The 21,631-nt window shown below is 73.6% G+C and carries 23 protein-coding genes; 5 read left to right on the top strand and 18 right to left on the bottom strand.

Features of this window, described 5'->3' with window-relative positions; translation table 11 throughout:
- Nucleotides 1-35: 35 nt before the first annotated feature.
- The 7 genes from ACF09K_RS23670 to ACF09K_RS23640 form a co-directional block, all read right to left on the bottom strand.
- Nucleotides 36-1,049, bottom strand: a complete 1,014-nt coding sequence (locus ACF09K_RS23670; RefSeq protein ID WP_392246420.1) for an NAD-dependent epimerase/dehydratase family protein — start codon at nt 1,047-1,049, stop codon at nt 36-38.
- A 60-nt stretch (nt 1,050-1,109) separates the two neighbouring features.
- Nucleotides 1,110-1,805, bottom strand: a complete 696-nt coding sequence (locus tag ACF09K_RS23665) for a winged helix-turn-helix domain-containing protein (RefSeq protein WP_392246418.1) — start codon at nt 1,803-1,805, stop codon at nt 1,110-1,112.
- A 113-nt stretch (nt 1,806-1,918) separates the two neighbouring features.
- A complete protein-coding gene (locus ACF09K_RS23660; RefSeq protein ID WP_392246416.1) occupies nt 1,919-2,041 on the bottom strand; it encodes a hypothetical protein in 123 nt (40 codons plus the stop codon).
- A gap of 173 nt (nt 2,042-2,214) precedes the next feature.
- Nucleotides 2,215-3,246 carry a glutamine synthetase gene (glnII, locus tag ACF09K_RS23655; RefSeq protein ID WP_392246414.1) on the bottom strand — a complete coding sequence of 344 codons (1,032 nt, stop codon included), beginning with the start codon at nt 3,244-3,246 and terminating at the stop codon, nt 2,215-2,217.
- A 415-nt stretch (nt 3,247-3,661) separates the two neighbouring features.
- Nucleotides 3,662-4,354: a hypothetical protein gene (locus ACF09K_RS23650; RefSeq protein WP_392246412.1), complete on the bottom strand. Its 693-nt coding sequence runs from the start codon at nt 4,352-4,354 to the stop codon at nt 3,662-3,664.
- A gap of 128 nt (nt 4,355-4,482) precedes the next feature.
- Entirely contained in the window at nt 4,483-5,388 is a 906-nt protein-coding gene (locus ACF09K_RS23645; RefSeq protein ID WP_392246410.1) for a hypothetical protein, read from the bottom strand.
- Nucleotides 5,389-5,453: 65 nt separating this feature from the next.
- A complete protein-coding gene (locus ACF09K_RS23640; protein WP_392246408.1) occupies nt 5,454-5,813 on the bottom strand; it encodes an ArsC/Spx/MgsR family protein in 360 nt (119 codons plus the stop codon).
- 142 nt (nt 5,814-5,955) lie between these two features.
- Between ACF09K_RS23640 and ACF09K_RS23635 the strand changes: the two genes are divergently transcribed.
- Entirely contained in the window at nt 5,956-6,243 is a 288-nt protein-coding gene (locus ACF09K_RS23635; RefSeq protein ID WP_392246407.1) for a hypothetical protein, read from the top strand.
- Between the two features lie 145 nt (nt 6,244-6,388).
- On the opposite strand, the gene ACF09K_RS23630 is transcribed toward ACF09K_RS23635, so the two are convergent.
- Nucleotides 6,389-8,089: an alpha/beta fold hydrolase gene (locus ACF09K_RS23630; RefSeq protein WP_392246405.1), complete on the bottom strand. Its 1,701-nt coding sequence runs from the start codon at nt 8,087-8,089 to the stop codon at nt 6,389-6,391.
- Nucleotides 8,090-8,121: 32 nt separating this feature from the next.
- Nucleotides 8,122-8,643 carry a DUF1269 domain-containing protein gene (locus tag ACF09K_RS23625; protein WP_392246403.1) on the bottom strand — a complete coding sequence of 174 codons (522 nt, stop codon included), beginning with the start codon at nt 8,641-8,643 and terminating at the stop codon, nt 8,122-8,124.
- Between the two features lie 159 nt (nt 8,644-8,802).
- On the opposite strand from ACF09K_RS23625, the gene ACF09K_RS23620 reads away from it, so the two are divergent.
- Entirely contained in the window at nt 8,803-9,084 is a 282-nt protein-coding gene (locus ACF09K_RS23620) for a hypothetical protein (RefSeq protein WP_392246401.1), read from the top strand.
- A gap of 76 nt (nt 9,085-9,160) precedes the next feature.
- Here ACF09K_RS23620 and ACF09K_RS23615 read toward each other — a convergent pair whose 3' ends face one another.
- The gene (locus tag ACF09K_RS23615; protein WP_392246399.1) at nt 9,161-9,745 is read right to left on the bottom strand and encodes a hypothetical protein; all 585 of its coding nucleotides are present in this window, start codon (nt 9,743-9,745) and stop codon (nt 9,161-9,163) included.
- Nucleotides 9,746-9,747: 2 nt separating this feature from the next.
- Nucleotides 9,748-10,668, bottom strand: coding sequence for a zinc metalloprotease HtpX (htpX, locus tag ACF09K_RS23610; RefSeq protein WP_392246397.1), 921 nt, complete (start codon nt 10,666-10,668; stop codon nt 9,748-9,750).
- Between the two features lie 189 nt (nt 10,669-10,857).
- Here htpX and ACF09K_RS23605 point away from each other — a divergent pair, with 189 nt between their 5' ends.
- Nucleotides 10,858-11,979: a CapA family protein gene (locus ACF09K_RS23605; RefSeq protein WP_392246396.1), complete on the top strand. Its 1,122-nt coding sequence runs from the start codon at nt 10,858-10,860 to the stop codon at nt 11,977-11,979.
- A 341-nt stretch (nt 11,980-12,320) separates the two neighbouring features.
- Here ACF09K_RS23605 and ACF09K_RS23600 read toward each other — a convergent pair whose 3' ends face one another.
- Both ACF09K_RS23600 and glnA read right to left on the bottom strand, forming a co-directional pair.
- Complete coding sequence (locus ACF09K_RS23600; RefSeq protein ID WP_392246394.1) at nt 12,321-12,578, bottom strand: hypothetical protein; 258 nt, start codon at nt 12,576-12,578, stop codon at nt 12,321-12,323.
- A gap of 192 nt (nt 12,579-12,770) precedes the next feature.
- On the bottom strand, nt 12,771-14,180 hold the full coding sequence (gene glnA, locus ACF09K_RS23595) for a type I glutamate--ammonia ligase (protein ID WP_392246393.1): 1,410 nt from the start codon (nt 14,178-14,180) through the stop codon (nt 12,771-12,773).
- 208 nt (nt 14,181-14,388) lie between these two features.
- Between glnA and ACF09K_RS23590 the strand changes: the two genes are divergently transcribed.
- The gene (locus ACF09K_RS23590; protein WP_363087127.1) at nt 14,389-14,856 is read left to right on the top strand and encodes an RDD family protein; all 468 of its coding nucleotides are present in this window, start codon (nt 14,389-14,391) and stop codon (nt 14,854-14,856) included.
- A 259-nt stretch (nt 14,857-15,115) separates the two neighbouring features.
- On the opposite strand, the gene ACF09K_RS23585 is transcribed toward ACF09K_RS23590, so the two are convergent.
- The 4 genes from ACF09K_RS23585 to lipB form a co-directional block, all read right to left on the bottom strand.
- Nucleotides 15,116-15,817 carry a DUF4191 domain-containing protein gene (locus tag ACF09K_RS23585; RefSeq protein WP_382790202.1) on the bottom strand — a complete coding sequence of 234 codons (702 nt, stop codon included), beginning with the start codon at nt 15,815-15,817 and terminating at the stop codon, nt 15,116-15,118.
- Between the two features lie 112 nt (nt 15,818-15,929).
- Nucleotides 15,930-16,130 carry a hypothetical protein gene (locus ACF09K_RS23580; protein WP_392246391.1) on the bottom strand — a complete coding sequence of 67 codons (201 nt, stop codon included), beginning with the start codon at nt 16,128-16,130 and terminating at the stop codon, nt 15,930-15,932.
- 282 nt (nt 16,131-16,412) lie between these two features.
- Nucleotides 16,413-17,378, bottom strand: coding sequence for a lipoyl synthase (lipA, locus tag ACF09K_RS23575; RefSeq protein WP_392246390.1), 966 nt, complete (start codon nt 17,376-17,378; stop codon nt 16,413-16,415).
- 126 nt (nt 17,379-17,504) lie between these two features.
- Nucleotides 17,505-18,302, bottom strand: coding sequence for a lipoyl(octanoyl) transferase LipB (lipB, locus tag ACF09K_RS23570; RefSeq protein ID WP_392246388.1), 798 nt, complete (start codon nt 18,300-18,302; stop codon nt 17,505-17,507).
- A 320-nt stretch (nt 18,303-18,622) separates the two neighbouring features.
- Between lipB and ACF09K_RS23565 the strand changes: the two genes are divergently transcribed.
- Complete coding sequence (locus ACF09K_RS23565; protein ID WP_392246386.1) at nt 18,623-20,143, top strand: regulator; 1,521 nt, start codon at nt 18,623-18,625, stop codon at nt 20,141-20,143.
- Between the two features lie 97 nt (nt 20,144-20,240).
- Here ACF09K_RS23565 and ACF09K_RS23560 read toward each other — a convergent pair whose 3' ends face one another.
- The gene (locus ACF09K_RS23560) at nt 20,241-21,626 is read right to left on the bottom strand and encodes an NAD(P)/FAD-dependent oxidoreductase (protein ID WP_392246385.1); all 1,386 of its coding nucleotides are present in this window, start codon (nt 21,624-21,626) and stop codon (nt 20,241-20,243) included.
- Between the last annotated feature and the right edge of the window lie 5 nt (nt 21,627-21,631).

The following is a 21,631-nucleotide window of genomic DNA, read 5'->3' as shown; positions in this document are numbered from 1 at the left end:
GCCGCGGCGCCCCGGCCGGGCGGGGCGGCGCTCCGCTACCGGGTGCCCGGCGCCGACGCCTTCGCCAGCACCCTCGCCTCCACCTCCGGGTCCAGCCCCTTCCGCGTCCGGTCCGGGCGCTGCGGGGCCTCGCCGCCGATCTCCCGCAGCCACCGCCAGGTGTCGGCGACGGTCTCCCCGACCGGCCGGCAGCTCAGTCCGGTGGCGAGGGCCCGGGAGACGTCCGCCGCGTGCAGGGCGTCGTGCAGGTCGCTGCCCGGCGGCACCCACACGGGCAGCTGGGTCCACGGCTCGATGCCCGCGGCGAGGACGGTCTCCGGCGCGGTCCAGCGCAGTTCGGCCGGACCGCCGGTGGCCCGTACGCACGCCTCCAGCAACTCGCCCATCGTGGCGTGCCCCTGAGGACTCATCAGGTTGAACGGCCCGCTCAGTTCCCGCTCCACCGCTCCGAGGATCCACTCGGCGAGGTCGCGGACGTCGACGTACTGCAGGGGCAGTTCGCGCGGCCCCGGTGCCAGGACCGGGCCGCCGCGGGCGATCCGGGTCAGCCACCAGGGCAGCCGGCCGACGTTCTCGTACGGCCCGAGGATCAGTCCGGCCCGCACCAGCACGGAGTCCGCCGCGCCGAACGCGTCGACGACCGCCAGCTCGCCGCCCCGCTTGTCGCGGGCGTAGTCGGTCTGCTCCGCGCCGGGCTCGGCGCCCTCGACCGGCGGCGCGTCCTCGGCGTACCCGGCGGGCGGCGCCCAGGCGTACACCGAGCAGCTCGACACGTACACGTACCGGCCGGCGCGGCCCCGCAGCAGCCGCGCCGCCCCGTGCACCGCGCGGGGCGCCGCCGACCAGGTGTCGACGACGGCGTCCCACTCGCCGTCCTCCAGCGCGGCGAGGCCGCCGGGCGCGGTCCGGTCGCCGACCAGGGTCCGGGTGCCGGGGACGGACGCGTGCCGTCCCCGGTTGAAGACCGTCACCTCCCAGCCGCGCCCGAGGGCCGCCTCGACGACGGCCCGTCCCGCGAACTCCGTACCACCCAGCACCAGAAGTCTCATGCCGGTGACTGTGCCCGGTCCGCCGCCGGGAGGGAACCGTCCTCTGCCGTCAGCAGAGGATCACGAACCGGTCGGCGGCGTGTACTTGTAGCCCACCCGCCGCACCGTCCGGATCGTCCGGCGGTGCTCCGCGCCCAGCTTGCGGCGCAGCCGGGCGATGTGGACGTCGACGGTACGGCCGTCGCCCACGTGTCCGTAGCCCCACACGGTGCTGACGAGCCGGTCGCGGGTGTGCACCCGGTTCGGGTGCGCGACGAGGTGCGCGAGCAGCTCGAACTCCAGGTAGGTCAGATCGAGTTCCCGTCCGCCCACCCGGGCGGTGCGCTGCACGGGGTCGATCCGCACGCCCGCCTCGCCGGCGGCCGGGGCCCCGTGCCCGCCCGCCGCCTGCCGGTCCGTCGCGGGCCCGTCGGGCACCGCCGCGAACGGGAACGGCGGCTGCCGGTCGGCCGGGACGAGCACCAGGTAGCCGACCATCGGCGGCTGCCCCGGCAGGGTGGGCAGGGTGTGCGGGGGAGCGGGCAGCCAGGTGGCACCCGGCGGCAGGAAGCCCGCGACGTCCGCGAAGCCCGCGGCGTCTGCGGCGTTCACGGCGTTCGCGAGGTCCACGGTGTTCGCGGCGTCCACGGCGTTCGCGACCTCGTCGCGGTCCACCGCGCGGAGGCGGTGCCGGGCCGGGGCGGGGAGGGCGGAGACGTCGTGGAGGGCGGAGGCGGGGAGGACGGAGGCGTCGTGGAGGGAACGAGTGGTCGCCATGAGAGGTCAGCTCTTTCGCGCGAGAGGTTCGTCGGGAGGCGACGGCCGCGATGTGTGGTCGGGCTCGTCGGGGACGTACGTCGTTCGCGCCGGCCGAAGACCGGGGTACGGCTTTAGAGGGCCGGCGCGTTCGTCGCGCGGCAACACACCCGGTCGAAGTCGTGGTGCTGACGGGAGGGCCAGAACGGCTCGAGGTCGTGACGACCCGTCGCGGTGTGCTGCTGGAAGCCGACCATGGGTTCATTGAAGCAGACACCGGCCCCGGACAGCAGACTCCTCTCACTGCTCGGACGCTTTCCGGCCGGAAACGGACGAGGGGCGCCCGCCGAGCCGGCGGGCGCCCCTTCCGGGTGGAGTGCGGGGCCGGATCCGGGGAGCCCCGGGATCCGGTTTCGTCAGGAGTGCGGGATCAGACCTGGCCGGCCTTCTCCAGCGCGGAGCAGCAGGTGTCCACGATCAGGCGGGTCACCAGGTACGGGTCCACGTTGGCGTTCGGGCGGCGGTCCTCGATGTACCCCTTGCCGTCCTTCTCGACCTGCCACGGGATGCGGACCGAGGCGCCGCGGTCGGAGACGCCGTAGGAGTACTCGTTCCACGGGGCGGTCTCGTGCAGACCGGTCAGGCGGTCGTCGATGCCGGCGCCGTAGTTCTTGACGTGGTCGAGGGGCTTGGAGCCCTCACCGAGCGACTCGCACGCGGTGATGATCGCCTCGTACGTCTCGCGCATCGCCTTGGTGGAGAAGTTGGTGTGCGCGCCGGCGCCGTTCCAGTCGCCCTTGACCGGCTTGGGGTCGAGGGTGGCGGAGATGCCGAAGTCCTCGGCGGTGCGGTAGAGCAGCCAGCGGGCCACCCACAGCTGGTCGGAGACCTCCAGCGGGGAGAGCGGGCCGACCTGGAACTCCCACTGGCCGGGCATGACCTCGGCGTTGATGCCGGAGATGCCCAGGCCCGCCTTCAGGCAGTTGTCCAGGTGCGCCTCGACGACGTCACGGCCGAAGATCTCGTCGGCGCCGACACCGCAGTAGTAGCCGCCCTGCGGGGCCGGGAAGCCGCCCTTGGGGAAGCCGAGCGGGTAACCGTCCTGGAAGAAGGTGTACTCCTGCTCGATGCCGAAGATCGGCTCCTGCGCGGCGAACTTCTCGGCGACCTCGGCCAGCGCGGCACGGGTGTTGGACTCGTGCGGCGTCATGTCGATGTCGAGGACCTCGCACAGCACGAGGATGTCGTCGCCGCCGCGGACCGGGTCGGGGCAGGTGAAGACCGGCTTGAGGACGCGGTCCGAGGCGTGGCCCTCGGCCTGGCTCGTGGACGACCCGTCGAAGCCCCAGATCGGCAGCGCGTCCAGACCCACGGGCCCACCCGTGATGATCCTGGTCTTGGAGCGGAGCTTGGCGGTCGGCTGGGTGCCGTCGATCCAGATGTACTCAGCCTTGAAGGTCACGGGCCACTTCCTTCGGGGGTGGGTCAGACGCACGTGCGGGTGCTGCGGCGCTGCGGCACTGGGGCGCCGCTCTCGATGCCGGGCAGCCTGTCAACAGGCGATTTCCCGGTCATTGCCCGTATGTGAACCCCGTGTTACCTGGTGGTTCTGTGGCGCGGCTCACGGTGTGAGGGCGACGGCCCGGCCCCGAGCCGCCGTTCGCGGCCGCGACCGCGGGGACGGCCGCGGGTGCGCCGGTGCGGGCGCGAGGGTCTCGTATGCGAGCGGAGCGCGGAGGGTGCGGAGGGTTTCGGGTGCTCGGGTGCGAGCGGAACGGCGCCGCCGCGGGGCCCGGACGTGCCGGTCCCGCTGTCCGTGTGGCCGCGGACAGCGGGACCGGTGACACGTACGTCTCTTCCGGCGTCTCTTCCGGACGTCACCCCACCTTCTCGATCAGGGCCCGGCGGATGAGGAACTTGCCGGGCTCGCGGACCTGCTCGAAGGCCGCGTCGTTCAGCAGCGCGCAACTGCCGGAGACCGAGGTCACCTCGACGGTCGTGGACTTGCCGTTGTCCAGGTTGGTGACCTTGAGCTTCGTCCCCGCCGGGAACTGGTTGCTGGACGCGGCCGGGGCGCCCGCCTCACCGGAGAGGGTGACGGTCGAGCCGTTGCAGACCTGCCGGCCGGAGGCGGCCCCGGCGTCACCGGCGTTCCCCGCGTTCCCGGCCGGGGCGCTCTGCGGCGGCGAGGCGGGCGGGGTGGCCTGCTGCCCGCCGCCCTGCTGCCCGTTCTGCGCCGGCTGCGTCGCCTGGGAGCCCTGAGCCGATTCCCCGACGACGCAACCCGACGCCTTCTGCTGCACCTCGATCTGCTCGACGACCGCCTCCCGGTTGGCGATCCGGGCCGCGGACTGAGCGTCCGGGGCCGCCCGCTGGTCGGCGATGAACCGCTGGTTGTTGCCGAGGGCGGTGGCGAGCCCCTGGCAGACGGTCGACTCGGCGGCCGTCTGCGGGCCCTGCGCGGCGTTGGAGGTGGCCGCCATGACGAAGGCGCCGCCTCCCGCCACCGTCGCGGCGCCCACCAGCAGCGCGATCTTCTTCTTCGTGCCGAGAGTTCTCCTGCGCGACATCCGCGCCTCCTGAGGGGTAGGGGAGCGTACGCCGCTATGTACGAGATACCGAACGGGGTTGCTCAGTGGTCACCGGCGCCGGACGGTGTGGCGTGCGTCACGCGGACGCTCGCCCCCCGGTGGTCCGCTCAGCCGTTCCCCCCGTCCTCCCCGTTCCCTCCGGTCTTCCCGGTCTCCCCGGCCTCCCCGTCTTCGTAGGCCACCACCGTCTGGTTGACGTGCCGCAGCAACCCCTCGGTCTGGGCGGTGAGTTCGGCCTCGCCGGTCTCGGAGCCGTCGCCCCACTGGCCGTTGGCGAACACCACCGAGCGGACCGTCATCACCCGCCGGAACACCCCGGCCGAACCCGGCGGCACCGTCGGCATGCCCGCCTCGGGCGGCGGGTCCAGCGAGACCACCTGGTAGGTGACCGGGTCCAGCGAGGCCATCATGAACACCCTGGTGGCGTCCTCGACCCGGGCGAAGCTCAGCACGGTCACCGTGATCTGCGAGCGCCGGTCCGCGTCCGTGAAGAGCGCCGCCGTCATGCGGGCGCACGGCTCGCCCTGTCCGATCATCTCGGCCAGCTCCACCGACATGCCGCGGGTGCAGTCGGTGGTGGTGGCGAGATCGACCCGGGTGTACCGCGAGCCGTCCTGGACGCGGACGTTCTTCGCCGGGAACGCCTGCTCCGGCCGGATGACCGGCCGGGCGAGCAGCGAGGGCAGGCTGCTCGGGGCGCCGGAGGGCGGGGGCGCGTCGACGGACGGGACGGCGGGGCCCGAGCCGGTCGCGGTGGCCGCCGGGGGCGCGGCGGTGGGGCCGGCCCCACCGTTTCCGTCGGCCGCCATCACGGCACCGGCCGCGACGGCGGCGGCCAGGACGACACCGGTCCCGGTGGCCGCGAGCCGCCGGTTGCGCCGCCGCCGTCGCAACCGGTCCTGCTCGATCCGGTCCTGTTCGAGCCGGTCCTGCGCGATCCGGTGCTGCTCGGCCGCGAACCGGTCGTACGGGTCGGGCGGTCCGTACGGGAATCCTTGATCACCGAAGGTCATGGCGGCGGAGGGTAACAGCGTGAGCGCCCCGACTCCCGCCGCCCGACGAACCGTTCGCAGCCGGACTAACGGGACAGAGCGTCCCGTACGGCCTCGTCCGTGCGGGCCACCACCGCCGTGCCGTCCTCGGCGGTGATGATCGGGCGCTGGATGAGCCGGGGGTGCCCGGCGAGCGCCGCGATCCAGCGCCCGCGCGCGGCGGCGTCCCGCGGCCACTCCCTCAGCCCCAGCTCCCCTGCCTCGGCCTCCTGGGTGCGGGTGATGTCCCACGGCTCCAGCCCGAGGCGGTCGAGCACGGCGCTGATCTCGTCCTCGCTCGGCACGTCCTCCAGGTAGCGGCGGACCGTGTAGTCGGCGCCCTCGGCGTCGAGGAGGGTGAGGGCGCTGCGGCACTTGGAACAGGCGGGGTTGATCCAGATCTCCATGACCGTCACGGTAGCCGGAAACAGGGCCGAAAAGCCTTCTGGCCAGGGGCGTTTGTCAGTGGCGGGCAGTAGAATAGAAGCAGTGTTCGAGGGTTCCGCCGGAGGTGCCGGAGGGGACCCTGACCGCGACAGGAGGATGCCTGTGCCCGCTGCCGCACTCGAGACGAAGCGACCCGTCCAGCTCGACCTGCCCTACGTCCCCGTGGCGAAGCGGCCGCTGCCGCCCGGACGGCCCCGCGACTGGTACGTCACGCACAACCGGCGCCTCAAGGCCATGCGCCTCGCCATAGCCCTGCTCGACCTGGGCGTCTACCTGCCCAGCCAGGCCCGCGACGAGAAGATCCGCAGCACGGCCCGGCTCATCGGCGTGCACCCGCCGTCGGACACGACGTGCCACATGGTGCGGGCGCTGATGCGCTACAGCAGGTGAGGGCGGCGCCGGGTGCCGCCCCGCACGGCACCCGGCGCACCCCACCCCTTCCCTCCGAAGGACTCCGCTCCCCGCCCCGCCTCCCGCCCCACTCCCCGCTCCCGCCGGCCCGGTCCGCGTCACCCGTTCGCCGTACCCGGCCCCCTCACGCGTACGCCTCCAGCAGCCCCGCCACGTACGTCTCCAGCCGGGCGCCGAGCACCTCCGCCGTCAGGTCGGTGCGGCCCAGCTCGCGCCACGGCCCCGCCAGCTTCGCCGCGTCGGGGCAGTGGGCCAGGGCGTCGAGCAGCCGCCAGTACAGGTGGTCGGTGCCGTCGGCGAGGCCGTGTCCGCCGTGCGCCTCGTAGCGCTCCCGGAAGCCGAGGCCGTGGGCCGGACCGTGCAGCAGGGCCAGCGCCGTGGAGCAGTGCGCGACGTCCAGGTCGGCGGGGCCCCAGGAGGTCTCCACCCAGTCGACGACCCCGCTGACCCGCAGCCCGTCGCCCGCCCCGTCGAACAGCACGTTGCCGGGATGGAAGTCGCGGTGCAGGAAACGCCCCTCGTGGGCCGGGGGTTCGCGCCGGATCACGTCGACCGCCCGCTCCCACACCGCCCCGGCGGGCGCGCGGACCCGCTCCGGGGACGTCCAGGCCTGGTAGGCCCGCGGGCGCTCGCCGGGGCTGATCGCGTGGATCCGGACGAGCTGGGCCGCGAGCAGGTCCAGCCGGCGTTCCAGGTCCTCCTCGTCGACCCGCACCCGGCCGGGCAGCGACGACATCAACAGGCTGGGGTGGTCGCACAGTTCGCCCGCCGCGTCGACGGCCAGCAGCCGCGCCGCCGGGACGCCCTCCTGCCCCGCGAGCAGCCCCAGCACGTCCGCCTCGCGCGTCAGCAGCCCCGGCGCGTGACGGCGGAAGAAGGGCTTCACGAACGTCCGCAGCACCAGGCCCGAGCCGTCGTCCAGGGTGAGCCGGCGCATCTGGGAGGTCCAACCGCCCCGCAGCGGGCGGGATTCGACGACCGTCCGGCCGTCCGGCAGCCGCTCGGCCAGCCAGGCGCGGGTCGCCGTCCAGCCGTCCTCGCCGAGTCCGGTGAGGACGGCACCGGCGAACTCCCGCCGGTCGTTGGGGTGATCGCGCAGCCACGCGCCCACCTGGTGGTCGGCGTCCGGCAGTTCGAACCGGGTGTACTGGGAACGGGCGGCCAGCGCGTCCTGCACCGCCTCCGTGACCTCCGCCGGGACCACCGCGTCGGTCCCCGGCACGGCGAGCACCGCCCGGCCCCCGTACGCCCGCAGGACGTCCAGCGCGGGCGCCGCCCGCCAGCTCCCCGGCGTCCGGATGATCGCGCTGAACCGCCCCGCCCCGCTCCCGGCCGCGTCCGCCCGGGAGGGACCCCCGCCGTCCCCGAACGGCACGTCCCACGCCTCGGCCGCGTACACCGCGGGCGCGCACAGGCCGAGGGCCGCGACCCGGTCCCCGTAGTGGGCGGTGAGGTCGGCCACGGTCTGGCCCCCCATGCTGAACCCCACGAGCACCAGTGGCCCGTCCCCCGGCACGTACGCGTCGATCACCGCCACGGCCTGCTCGAAGCGCCGCCGCAGGCTCGACTCCCGCAGCGCACCGGTGCTTTCCCCGTGCCCGGAGAAGTCGAGGGCGAGGGCGTGGCAGCCCCGCTCCGCGAACTCGCCGAGCAGCGGCAGCAGTCGCTCCTTGCTGCTGCGGCCGGCCCCGTGCAGGACGACGGCGGTGGCCGCCGCCGGGCCCCCGCCGCCGTACACACCGCTGAGACACTCACCGCCGTGCTCGTGACGAAAGGACCGCAAGGGCCGGAAGGGGCCAGGGGGGAAGCCGGTCAACTCGCTCATCGGCCCATTCACTCACGCCGGCCCACGGGCGGTCACGCCGTCGGGGAGCCGGTCTCCGCCCGCGGTGCCCTGGCCGCCGCGATCGCCTCCCGCAGGTGCTCCTCCTCCGCCTTGCTCAGCGAGGTCTGCACCAACTGCCCGCCGAACGGGGCGATCTGCGGGATCACCTTGTCCCCGGCCGCGTGCCTGGACAGGACGAAGAGGGCCGCGGCACCGGGCCGCAGGTTCTGGCTGAGTTCCCTCATGAAGTCGTCGTTGATGCCGGTGTCGGTGAGGGACCCGCCGGCCGCCCCGGCCGCCGCGCCCACCGCCGCCCCGAGCAGCGGGGCCAGGAACAGCAGTCCGATCACCCCGCCCCACACGGCGCCGCCCGCCGCGCCGACCGTCGTGTGGTTCACCGCCTGGTGCAGTTTGATCCTGCCGTCGTCGCGCCGCTCGACGACCACCGCGTCCTCCAGCTCGACCAGGTGCTGCCTGGACAGCTCGAACAGCTTGTCGCGCACCTGGTCGGCGGTGGCGAGGTCGTCGTAGGCGACGACGAAGAGATTGCTCATCGGGCACCCCTTTTGATGGCGTACGTGCTTTTCATACCGACCTTAGGCGCCGGGAAAAGGGGATGCACGCCGAGTGACCGCCTCCTTACCCTGGGGAGACGCCCCCCACCGTCACCACCCGGCACACCCGTCCGTCCCCGCCCAGGAAGGAGACACACCATGGGCACCGTCGTCCTCTCCGGGACCGTCGTCCTGGTCGTCCTGGGATTCGGCAACCACCTGTACTGGCTCGCCGCGGTCGCCGCCCTCTACCTGTACGCGCGCCACGGCCGCGGTTCGTCGGCGTCGTCGTCCTCGGCGGCAGCGCCGTCGTCCGGCCCGGTCGCCGGCTCCGCGCAGGGCTCCGCCCCCGCGCCGACGTCGTACAAGGCCTACCGGGCGCGCCGCGACCAGCAGGCCAAGTGGGAGCGCCGCTACGCGCGCGAGCGCGGCGGCAGGTAGCAGGCAGGGGACGAGGGGCGGCCCCGCGCGGAGGGCCGTCCGCCGGCCGGCCCCTTCAGCGGCCGGCGCCCGCCCCTCACAGGCCGGGCGCGCCCCACAGCGGGTACCAGCGGCCGAGGTCCTGCTCGGTCCGCAGGTCGTTCGCGAGGGCCGCCCGCACCTGGAGCTCCAGCGAGCCGTCGCGCCGCTGCCCCCCGCCGGGCAGCGGCGCGAACGGGTAGAAGGAGCCGCGCTTGTACAGGTACACCAGTGCCAGCCGCCGCCCGTCCCGGTCCTCGAACCCCACCAGCGAGCACAGCAACTGGGGGCCGAAGCCGTTGGCCTCCATCGCGCTGTTCACCGCGTGCAGATCGTTGACCAGTTGCGGGAGTTCACCGGGGGTGCGCGAGGAGACCAGCCAGGAGTAGCCGTAGTCGTCCCGCAGCAGCCGCACCGGGGGCCCGGTGCGCTCGGTGTCCGCGTCCAGCAGTGCCTGGACCTCGCGGTGCGTCTGCTCGAACGCCGACCCCTCGACCGTCGCGAAGCACACCGCGCCCTGCCCGGTCGGCGTGAACCCGGCCGCCGCCTCCAGCGTCACCGCCGCCGACGGCAGCGCGAACAACTGGTCCAGGTCGGGCGCGACCGGCTTCGACCGGCCGAGCAGGATGTCCAGCAGCCCCATGGTCAGTCCGCCCTCCCCGGGGTGGCCGCCTCGCCCAGTTCGGCCGAGATCCGCCCCAGCTGCGCCAGCCGCTGCTCCAGGCTCGGGTGGGTGGAGAACAGCTGTGCGAGACCCGGCTCGGAGCCCAGCGCCGGGGTGAAGTAGAACGCGTTGAACGCCTGGACCGTCCGCAGGTCCTTCGACGGGATCCGCGCGATGTCCCCGGTGACCTTCGTCAGCGCGGAGGCCAGCGCGGAGGGCCGGCCGGTCAGCAGGGCCGCCGCCCGGTCCGCCGCCAGCTCCCGGTACCGGGACAGGGCCCGGATCAGCAGGAAACTGAGCGCGTACACGGCCGCGGAGACACCCATGACGGCCGCGAAGACGACCGCGGTGTTCTGGTCCCTGCGCCCGCCGCCGAAGAGCTGGCTGTAGAAGGCGAACCGCACGATCAGCCCCGCGATCACGCCGAGGAACGAGGCGATCGTGATCACGGCGACGTCCTTGTGCGCCACGTGCGACAGCTCGTGCGCGAGGACACCCTCCAGTTCGGCCGGCTCCAGCCGCCGCAGCAGCCCGGTGGTCACGCACACCACCGCGTGATCGGCGTCGCGCCCGGTGGCGAACGCGTTCGGCATGTCGATCTCCGACACGGCGACCACCGGCCCCGGCATGTCCGCCAGCGCGCTCAACCGGTCGACCACGGCGTGCAGTTCGGGATACTCCTCCCGCTCCACCACCCGCCCCCGCATCGCGAACAGCGCGATCCGGTCGGAGAACCAGTACTGCGCGCCGAGCACGCCCGCCGCGATCACGACGACCAGCACCCACGACTTCAGCAGCACGATCAGCGCGGCGACGAACGCCACGTACAGCAGCCCGAGCAGGAACAGCGTGACCGTCATCCGCACGGTCAGCCCGCGGTCGCTGCGAAACCGACTCCGCATGTGTACCACCACCCACGGTCAGGCACTCGCCCCACTGCCAGTGTGCACCGCCGCCTCCCATGACGCGGTCGTCGTCCGCTCCGGAAGCGGCAAAGGCTCGCGGCCCCGGCCCGGTACGACCACGGCCGCCGCTCCTGCGCCACCGCTCCTTCACCGACGGCCGGCTCCGCCCGGTCCTAGCATGGAGGCATGAGCGGCGACCTGCTCACGCTCTTCCTCTGCGGTGACGTCATGCTCGGCCGGGGCGTCGACCAGATCCTCCCGTGCCCCGGCGGCCCGGCCCTGCGGGAGCGGTACGTCAAGGACGCCCGCGGCTACGTGGAGCTGGCCGAGGCGGCCCACGGTCCGATAACGGTGCCGGCCGGCTTCGCCGAGCCGTGGGGAGAGGCGCTGCCGCTGCTCGACGAGGCGGCCCCCGACGCCCGGGTGATCAACCTGGAGACGGCTGTCACCCGGCACGACGGGTTCGCGCCGGGCAAGGAGGTCCACTACCGGATGAACCCCGCCAACCTGCCCTGCCTCACCGCCGCCCGCCCCGACGTCTGCGTCCTGGGCAACAACCACGTCCTGGACTTCGGCCGCCCGGGCCTGGCGGAGACGCTCGACGCCCTGGCCGGGGCCGGGCTGCGCACCGCGGGGGCGGGACGGAACGCCGACGAGGCATGCCGGCCGGCCGTCGTCCCGCTCGGTCCGGGCACCCGGCTGCTGGTCCTCTCCGTCGCCCTGCCCTCCAGCGGCGTCCCCCCTGCCTGGGCGGCGACGGCGGACCGCAGCGGCGTCGCCTTCGCGGACGGGCCGACGGACGCCGCGGCCCACGCGGTGACCCGACGGGTCGGGCAGGTGAAGCGGCCCGGGGATCTGGTGGTCGTGTCGGTGCACATGGGCTCCAACTGGGGGTATTCCGTCCCCCGTGAGCAGACGGCCTTCGCCCGCGCGCTCGTCGACGGCGGGGTGGACCTGGTGCACGGCCACTCCTCGCACCACATCCGGCCGCTGGAGGTCCACCGGGGCAAGCTCGTCCTGCACGGCTGCGGCGACTTCATCGACGACTACGAGGGCATCACCGGCTACGAGGAGTACCGGGACGACCTGCGGCCCGCCCACCTCGCCACCCTGGAACCGGACACCGGCCGGCTCGTCGCCCTGCGGATCGTCCCCTTCCGGGCCCGGCGGATGCGCCTGTGGCACGCCCCGCCCGCGGACGCCCGCTGGATGTCCGCGCTCCTCGCCCGGATCACCTCCGGTTTCCGCCCGCCCACCGGCCCCTCCGCCGACGGCGGCATCACCCTCAGGCCGGAGCCGGGCGGCTGACGGGGAGGGACGGGGCCCGACGGGACGGCGGCGCGGACGTCCGGCGGCCCGGCGGGGACACCTCCCGGCCGAAGGCCGGGCGACACCGGCGGCCTTCGGCACCGCGGGCGGCACGCCCTCGCGGGAAGCACGGGCCGGGCCCCGCGTCCGCCGCGGCCCGATCCGAACGGACACGCCCTAGGGCGTGTCCGGCAATTGGCGTCGGATCAGCGCGCGGCGTCTGGTGCGGTGCATCGCAAGGCGGAGGGTCGCCCGTGTACTGGGTGTACTCGGGTGATCCGACAACGCGGCGAGGTGCCGTGCCAGGCGTCGCGCGCCCGGCGGGAATTGTCAGACACACCCTAGTAGGGCGCCCGGAACCGCGCGTACCCCAGCAGCAGGATCACCGCGGCGACACAGCCCAGCACGATCGCCGTCGACACCCAGGACGACCGGCGGGGGGCCCGCGGGCCGGGGGCGGCCCGGAAGGGCTGCGGCTCGGGCGGGTTCTCCTTCCAGCGGGCGGCCAGCATGCGGGCCCGCGCCGAGGGCTCCTTGTGTTCCGCGCTGTCCGCCCACGCGAGGTCGAACTCCCGCTCGGCGTCGTCCTGTCGGGACATCCCCGTCTCTCCCCGTCACCCTTGTCGAACAGTTGTGCCGGAAACCATACGACGGCGCCCCCGCCCCGGGAAACCGGGAACGGGGGCGCGGCCCGGCAGGCCGACGGCCGTGCCCTTCCGGCGAGGAAGGGCACGGCCGACGGACCACACGCGGCCCAGGGGAGCGGAAAACCGCTCTGACCCGGGGCGACATCACACGTCGAAGTACAGCTCGAACTCGTGCGGGTGCGGACGCAGCTGGAGCGGCGCGATCTCGTGCGTGCGCTTGTAGTCGATCCACGTCTCGATCAGGTCGGGCGTGAAGACGTCACCGGCGAGCAGGAACTCGTGGTCGGACTCGAGGCGGTCCAGGACGGCCGACAGCGAGGTCGGGACCTGCGCGACGTTCGCGTGCTCCTCGGGAGCCAGCTCGTAGAGGTCCTTGTCGATCGGCTCGGCCGGCTCGATCTTGTTCTTGACGCCGTCCAGACCGGCCATGAGGAGGGCGGAGAACGCCAGGTACGGGTTGCCGGAGGCGTCGGGCGCGCGGAACTCGACCCGCTTGGCCTTCGGGTTCGAGCCCGTGATCGGGATGCGCATCGCGGCGGAGCGGTTGCGCTGCGAGTACACCAGGTTGACCGGGGCCTCGAAGCCGGGGACCAGGCGGTGGTACGAGTTCACCGTCGGGTTGGTGAAGGCCAGCAGCGACGGGGCGTGCTTGAGGATGCCGCCGATGTAGTAGCGGGCCATGTCCGACAGGCCCGCGTAACCGGCCTCGTCGTAGAACAGCGGGGAGCCGCCGCTCCACAGCGACTGGTGCACGTGCATGCCCGAGCCGTTGTCGCCGAAGATCGGCTTCGGCATGAAGGTCGCGGTCTTGCCGTTGCGCCAGGCGACGTTCTTCACGATGTACTTGAAGAGCTGGAGGTCGTCGGCCGCGGCGAGCAGCGTGTTGAACTTGTAGTTGATCTCGGCCTGGCCGGCGGTGCCCACCTCGTGGTGCTGGCGCTCGACCTGGAGGCCGGACGCGGCCAGCTCCAGGGAGATCTCCGCACGCAGGTCGGCGAAGTGGTCGACCGGCGGGGTCGGGAAGTAGCCGCCCTTGTAGCGGACCTTGTAACCGCGGTTGTCCTCCAGCGCACCGGTGTTCCAGGCGCCCGCCTCGGAGTCGATGTGGTAGAAGGACTCGTTCTCCGACGTCTTGAAGCGCACGGAGTCGAAGACGTAGAACTCGGCCTCGGGGCCGAAGTAGGCCGTGTCGGCGATACCGGTCGACGCCAGGTACGCCTCGGCCTTCTTCGCGACGTTGCGCGGGTCACGGGAGTACTGCTCGCCCGTGATCGGGTCGTGGATGAAGAAGTTGATGTTCAGCGTCTTGTCGCGGCGGAACGGGTCGACGCGTGCCGTCGACAGGTCGGCGCGCAGCGCCATGTCGGACTCGTGGATGGCCTGGAAGCCGCGGATCGACGAACCGTCGAACGCCAGCTCCTCGTCCGGGTCGAACGCCTCGACGGGCAGCGAGAAGTGCTGCATGACGCCCGGCAGGTCGCAGAACCGGACGTCGATGAACTTGACGTCCTTGTCCGCGATGAACTTCTTGACCTCGTCGGCGTTCTGGAACATCCAGCTCCTCCTACTCCCGGCCGTCGAGCCGGGGTGGTAGTTCGTTCGTGCGGCCAGTGCGGTGGCACACGCTGTCGTCGACCCTAAGGACGGGTGATTTCCCGGGCGTGACCCGTTTGTTTCGCAGAAGTTAACGGGCCCGGTTCCACCGTAACGCCGACGCACCCCGCCGTCCCCCGTGCGAAAGGGGGCGCAGTACCGTGGACGGGTGGACAACAGGCAAGCAATCGGATCGTGGCTGTCCGGGCCCCGCGCGGCCATGGAGGACGCCGGCGCCGACTTCGGATACCGGGGCGAGCAGCTGGGCCTGCCGGAGGAGGGGCCGGGCTCGATCGCCCGTCCCGGCCGGCGGCTGGGCGCACTGGCCGTCGACTGGGGCCTGTGCGTCCTGATCGCATACAGCCTGATCACGCACGGCTACGGCCCCGCGACCAGCAACTGGGCCCTGCTGATCTTCCTCGTGATGAGTCTCCTCACGGTGGGCACGCTCGGTTTCACGCCCGGCAAGCGGCTGTTCCGCCTGCGCGTGGTGGCCCTCGGGACCGGCACCGTCAGCCCCCTGCGCGCGGCCGCCCGCACGGTCCTGCTCTGCCTCGCCGTCCCCGCCCTGGTCTGGGACCGCGACGGCCGGGGCCTCCACGACCGCGTGGCCCGCACGGTCGAGGTCCGCTTCTGACGGACGCGCCACGGCACGGGCGCGTCCACGGCACGGGGCCACGGCACGGGCGCGCGCCACGGCACGGACGCCGCGGTACGAGCTCACCGCACGGGCGCCCCGCTACCGACGAGCGCCCGGCGTCCGGCGCGAGCAGGCGTCACGGCAGGGGCGGGCGCGACCGCCCCGCGGCGGTCACGACGATACGACGGCATGACGGCATGACGAAGGGGCGCCCGGATGGTTCCGGGCGCCCCTTCGTGCGGTACGGGGAGGAGGGTCAGCGGGGCCGCTGTCCGCCCTTCGGCAGGCGCATGCCCTTGGGCATCGGGCCCTTCGGCAGCGGCATGTTGCTCATCAGGTCGCCCATGGCGCGCAGCCGGTCGTTGGTGGTGGTCACCTGGGGACCGGTCAGCACCCGAGGCAGCTTCAGCATGGTGGTCCGCAGCTTCTTCAGCTCGACCTGGCCCTCACCCGTGCCGACGAGCAGGTCGTGCACCGGGACGTCCGCGACGATGCGGTTCATCTTCCTCTTCTCGGCGGCCAGCAGGCTCTTCACCCGGTTCGGGTTGCCCTCGGCCACCAGCACGATGCCGGCCTTGCCGACCGCGCGGTGCACCACGTCCTGGCTGCGGTTCATCGCCACCGCGGGGGTGGTCGTCCAGCCCCGGCCGATGTTGTCGAGCACCGCCGCGGCAGCGCCCGGCTGGCCCTCCATCTGCCCGAAGGCCGCCCGCTCGGCCCGGCGCCCGAACACGATCGCCGTCGCGAGGAAGGCGAGCAGGAAGCCCAGGATGCCGAGATAGATGGGGTGACCGATCAGGAAACCGATCGCGAGGAAGACACCGAAGGTGACGATTCCGACAGCCGCGAGTACAAGACCGATCTTCTTGTCGGCCTTGCGGGTCATCTTGTAGGTCAGGGCGATCTGCTTCAGTCGCCCGGGGTTAGCGGCGTCCGCCGCCGTGTCCTTCCTCGCCATGCCACGCAGTCTACGTGGCCCCGGGAGCACCGACGACGGCAGTGCCCCGGAGATGTCCCCGAGGCGGCCCCGAGGTGGCCCGCAGACGGCACGGAGGCGGGGCCGGGGCCGGTCAGAGGCGGACGGAGGTGACCTCTTCGAGGACGCGCTGCGCCTCGAAGCGGTCCTTGGCGCGACGGCGGTCCTCCAGCACGGAGGTCCAGGCGTTGCGCCGGGCGGTGCGCTGGCCACTGCTCATGAGCAGGGACTCGACGGCGCGCAGGGCGTCGGTGATGGTCGGGATCGCGTGGGCGCGAACGGGCGCGGCCTGCATGGCGGGGGTCCCCCTCGGGAGCGGCTCGGCACGGGTCTGCGGTGGTCTGCGGGGTGTGACACCAGCGTCACTGTTTGGTGTTACCAGGGCGTGACCGACCGGTCAAACACCCATGAAGCCTGGGTGCGGGGGGCCGAAATGCTGACGCGGCCCTGACGTACGCCCTCATCTGCGAGGACGGTCAGGACCGCGTCGTATCGGACTGTACTGGCGGGTAATCGCTTGTGCGCGAATTCACACACGGGCGCTTCCGGCCTGCCGCCAGGGGCGCTTGACGGAGTGTCAGACGGCCTGGACGGCCGCGAAGGAACCGCGCTTCTCGACGGCCATCCGGTACAGGCGTCCGGCGCGGTAGGAGGACCGTACCAGCGGTCCGGACATGACGCCCGAGAAGCCCATCTGCTCGGCCTCCTCCTTCAGCTCCACGAACTCGTGCGGCTTCACCCAGCGCTCGACGGGGTGGTGGCGCACGGAGGGACGCAGGTACTGCGTGATGGTGACCAGCTCGCAGCCCGCCTCGTGCAGCTGCCGGAGCGCCTCGCTGACCTCTTCGCGGGTCTCGCCCATGCCGAGGATCAGGTTGGACTTGGTGACCAGGCCGAAGTCCCGGGCCTCGGTGATGACCTTCAGCGAGCGCTCGTACCGGAAGCCCGGACGGATGCGCTTGAAGATCCGCGGGACCGTCTCGACGTTGTGCGCGAAGACCTCGGGGCGGGCGGAGAAGACCTCCGCCAGCTGCTCGGGGACGGCGTTGAAGTCGGGCGCCAGCAGTTCGACCTTGGTGCGGCCGCCCTCGCGGCCGGCGGTCTGCGCGTGGATCTGGCGGACCGTCTCCGCGTACAGCCAGGCGCCGCCGTCCTCCAGGTCGTCGCGGGCGACGCCGGTGATGGTGGCGTAGTTCAGGTCCATGGTCACCACGGACTCGCCGACCCGGCGGGGCTCGTCGCGGTCCAGCGCCTCGGGCTTGCCGGTGTCGATCTGGCAGAAGTCGCAGCGCCGCGTGCACTGGTCGCCGCCGATGAGGAAGGTCGCCTCGCGGTCCTCCCAGCACTCGTAGATGTTCGGGCAGCCGGCTTCCTGGCAGACCGTGTGCAGGCCCTCGCTCTTCACGAGGTTCTGCATCTTCGTGTACTCGGGGCCCATTTTCGCCCGGGTCTTGATCCACTCGGGCTTGCGCTCGATGGGGGTCTGGCTGTTGCGGACCTCCAGGCGCAGCATCTTGCGTCCGTCGGGTGCGACTGCGGACACGACCGGCTCCCTGTAGCTTCGATTCTTCGGCGTACACCAGGGTACGCCCGTGTTTGTTGAGCCCTACCGGTGAGGCCAACCCGGAGACCGAGGGCGCCATTCCCCCCGGGGCCGGGCGCCGTCCCGCTAGACGGCGGCCTTCTCGATCTCCCGCGGCTTCAGCTCCGCGTTCTCCAGTACGTCCCTCAGGTGCCGCTCGACGACCGGCAGCACCTCGTCGACGGTGACGTCCCGGCCCAGCTCGCCGGCCAGGGAGGTGACACCCGCGTCCCGGATCCCGCACGGGATGATGCGGTCGAACCAGGCGTTGTCCGGGTTCACGTTCAGGGAGAAGCCGTGCATCGTGACGCCCTTGGCGACCCGGATGCCGATCGCCGCGAGCTTGCGGTCCTCGCGGCGCTGGCCGGCGTTGGAGGGCGCGTACTCCGGGCCGTTCAGCCGCGGGTCGAACTCCTCGTCGTTCAGCCGGGGGTCGAAGTCGAGGGAGAGGCCGCCGAGCGAGGGCCGCCGCTCGACCGGGTCGCCCAGCACCCACACCCCGCTGCGGCCCTCGATCCGCGAGGTCGCGACGCCGAACTCCGCGCACACCCGGATCAGGGCGTCCTCCAGCCGCCGCACGTGCGCCACGACGTCCACCGGGCGCGGGAGCTTCTGGATCGGGTAGCCCACCAGCTGGCCGGGGCCGTGCCAGGTGATCTTGCCGCCGCGGTCCACGTCCACCACCGGGGTGCCGTCCAGGGGGCGCTCGCTCTCGGCCGTGCGCCGGCCCGCGGTGTACACCGGCGGGTGTTCCAGCAGCAGCACGGTGTCGGGGATCTCGTCCGCGAACCGCGCCGCGTGCACCCGGCGCTGTTCGTCCCACGCCTCCCGGTACTCCACGGCGTCCGCTCCGAAGCCCATGCGAACGAACCGCAACTCACTCACGGCAAGCGCCTCCCTAGGCGATACGGCGATACGGCGATACGGCGGTACGGCAATGCGGCGGTGCGGCGGGCCCCGTGCCGGTCACCCGGACCTGTCCGTCAGGCCCTACCGCGCCCCACGCCACTGTACGTCCGCCCGTCACGCGTCAGCTCCGCGGGCAATTCTCACACGATCGGATGAATGAGCGTCGAGATGTGCGATCGCCTGCTCACGCTCCGCTACATTCGCGCCGTTCACGAGGCCACCAGGGCTGATCACCGCAATCAGGGCACTTCATCCGGGCACGTCACAGGCCCGGAAGGCAGGAGACCGCACCGCAGATGACGGAACGACCCGCGCAGCGCATCCCCAACCGTCAGCTCGCCGCGCTCATCGCAGAAGCGGGATTCTCCAACGCGGGTCTGGCCCGACGCGTCGATCAGCTCGGCCTCGAGCACGGCCTGGACCTCAGATACGACAAGACGTCCGTCACCCGGTGGCTGCGCGGCCAGCAGCCCCGCGGCACCACCCCCGCCCTCATCGCCGAGGTCTTCACCCGCCGCCTCGGCCGCCGGCTCACCGCCCAGGACCTCGGCCTGGACGCCTGCGCCCCCGTGTACGCGGGCCTGGAGTTCGCCGCCACCCCCGAGGAGGCCGTCGAGATCGTCAGCGGGCTCTGGCGCAAGGACTCCGGCAGCCACGCCGAACTGCGCAAGATCGCCTTCACCGCGGCCGGACTGGTCGTGCCCAGCCGGGACTGGCTGATCGGCCGGGCCGACGAGAAGGTGGCCCACGGCGACCCGGCCGCCCGCGTGCCCGCCCAGGGCCGTCCGGCCGCCCGCTCCGCCCGGCCCGCCGCGGTGGAGACCGCCCCCGCGGCCGGCCCGCCGGCCCCGCCCGCCCCTCCCGTCCCGCCCGCCGTGCCCCGGCCGCGCGGCACGGCCGAGCGGGACCCCGGCCGGCGGGTCACCGGCGGCGACATCGCCGCGCTCCGCTCGGTCGGCGAGCTCTTCCGCACCCTCGACGACATGTACGGCGGCGGCCACGCCCGCCAGGCCCTGGTGCGCTACCTGGAGCACGAGTGCGAGCCGATGCTGCGCGGCAGCTACGGCGAGCAGACCGGCCGCCGGCTGTTCGGGGCCGCCGCCGACCTCACCCGCCTCGCGGGCTGGACCTCCTTCGACATCGCCGCGCACGGCCTGGCCCAGCGCTACTTCGTCCAGGCCCTGCGCCTCTCCCAGGCGGCCGCGGACCGGGCGTACGGCTCCTACGTCCTCGTCACCATGAGCCGCCAGGCCGTGTACCTCGGCCACGGACGGGAGGCCGTGCAGCTCGCGCGGGTGGCGCAGCAGGGCGTCGGCACCGGTGCGCCGCCGGCCGTGCAGGCGCTGCTGCACGCGGTCGAGGCCCGCGGGCACGCGGTGCTCGGGGAGGTGCGGGCCTGCACGGCGTCCCTGGTGCGGGCCGAGCGGGCGCTGGAGGCGGCGAGGCCGGGGGAGGAGGTGCCGTTCTGGGCGCGGTTCTTCGACGAGGGGCAGCTGGCCGGCGAGTTCGGGCACTGCCACCGCGATCTCCAGCAGTTCCGGGCCGCCGCGCGGCACGCCGAACGCTCCCTGCGGCTGCGGCCCGCCGGGTACGCGCGCAGCCGCCTGTTCTGCCGGATCGTCCTCGCCACCGCCCGCCTCGGCCTCGGCGAACTCGACCAGGCCTGCCAGATCGCCGCCGAGGCGGCGGGGCAGGCCACGGAGATGCGGTCGGTGCGGGCGCTGGAGTACGTCCGTGACTTCGAACGCCGTCTGGAGCCGTACCGCGACGCGGCCCCGGCCAGGGTGTACCGGGACCGGGTGGCGGCGCTGGGGTAGGGAAACCGGACGGCGCTCCCCGCTCCGTTCCGCCGGGCCGGGGACCGGGTGGGCCGGGGCGGAGGGTCCTGCCCGCCGCCCCGGCCCGCCGGCCCGCTCACGCCGCCCGCTGCGCCGTCCCGGCCGGCTCGGCCGCGTGGAGCGACCCCGCTCCCAGGTCGGAGACGATCGCCGCGGACGCCCGGTGCGCCGAGTGCAGCGCGCCCTGGACCGTGCTGGTGTCCCGGTGGTCGCCGCAGACGTACAGCCCGGCCAGCAGCCGCACCGGGCGGCGCAGGTCGTGCGGCGCCCGCATGACCGGCACGGCCTCGGCGGTGTGGTGCACGGCCAGCGTCTCCCAGCGCCCGGTCGGGGTGCCGTACAGCCGCGCGAGGTGCCGGCGGACGGCCGCGTCGACGCCGTCCGGCGGCGGCCCGAGCACCGTGGAGGAGATCAGCGTGCGGCCGGCCGGGGCCCGGCTCGGGTCCACCGCGCTGAGCACCGCCGTGTGGGCGACCGGTCCGCCCCGGTCGGCGTCCAGCAGCAGCGAGGCCCCGGTCGGGAGCGGCTCGTCCGTCGTGTGGTGCAGGACCGTGACGGGGTGGAAGCCGGGCACCCGCAGGCCGGGCAGCAGCTCCGCCGCGCTGCGCGCGTCGGTCGCCACCAGCACCGCGCGGCACCGGAACTCGCCGTGCTCGGCGGTGGTCACCGAGGTCGTGGAGACGGCGGTGGCCCGCACCCCCGTGTGCACGGTCCCCGGCGGCAGCGTCCGCGCGAGCAGCTCGGGCAGGACGTCGGCCCCGCCCTCCGGCACGCACAGCCGTCCGGCCGCGAAGGCGCGCAGCGCCAGGTCCGCGCACCGGCTGGAGGTGGTCAGGTCCGGGTCGCACAGCAGCGCGGCGAGCAGCGGCCGCAGGAAGCCGTCGATCGTGCGGGCGGGCAGACCGCGTGCCGCGAGCGCCTCGGCGGCCGGCGCCTCGGGCCGGCGCAGCAGCCGTTCGGCGGGCGTGGCCGCGAGCCGGGTGAGCGCGGCGCCGAGCCGGGCCTGGTCCACGGCCGAGCCCAGCGGCGCCCCGGTCCGCATCCGTGGCGCCGCGGCGGCCGATCCGGTGCGCTGCCGTGGCAGCGCACCGCTCCGGGGAGCGGCGGCGAGGGCGCGTACGGCGTGGAGTGCGCCCCTTGCGCCCCCCGCGCCCGCTTGCGCGCCCGCGCGGTGGTGGCGTCCGTCGCTGTGCAGCAGGACCCCCGGGGCGAAGGGACGCAGGGTGAGCGCGTCCAGCCCGGGGGCCAGGGCCAGTTCGGGATACGCCGTGGACAGCAGCTGTCCGATGCGGTCGAGCCGGAAGCCGTCGACCTTCTCGGTCGCCATGCGGCCGCCCACACAAGGGGCGGCCTCCAGGACCGTGGTCGTCACTCCTGCGCTGGTCAGCCGATGCGCCGCGGAGAGTCCGGCGACCCCGGCCCCCACGATGACGACGTCCGTCCGGTACGCGGGCTCAAGCACGTGCC

Source organism: Streptomyces sp. NPDC014882, assembly GCF_043081325.1.
In the GTDB taxonomy this organism is placed as follows: Bacteria; Actinomycetota; Actinomycetes; order Streptomycetales; family Streptomycetaceae; genus Streptomyces.
This window is presented reverse-complemented; position numbering and strand designations above follow the sequence as displayed.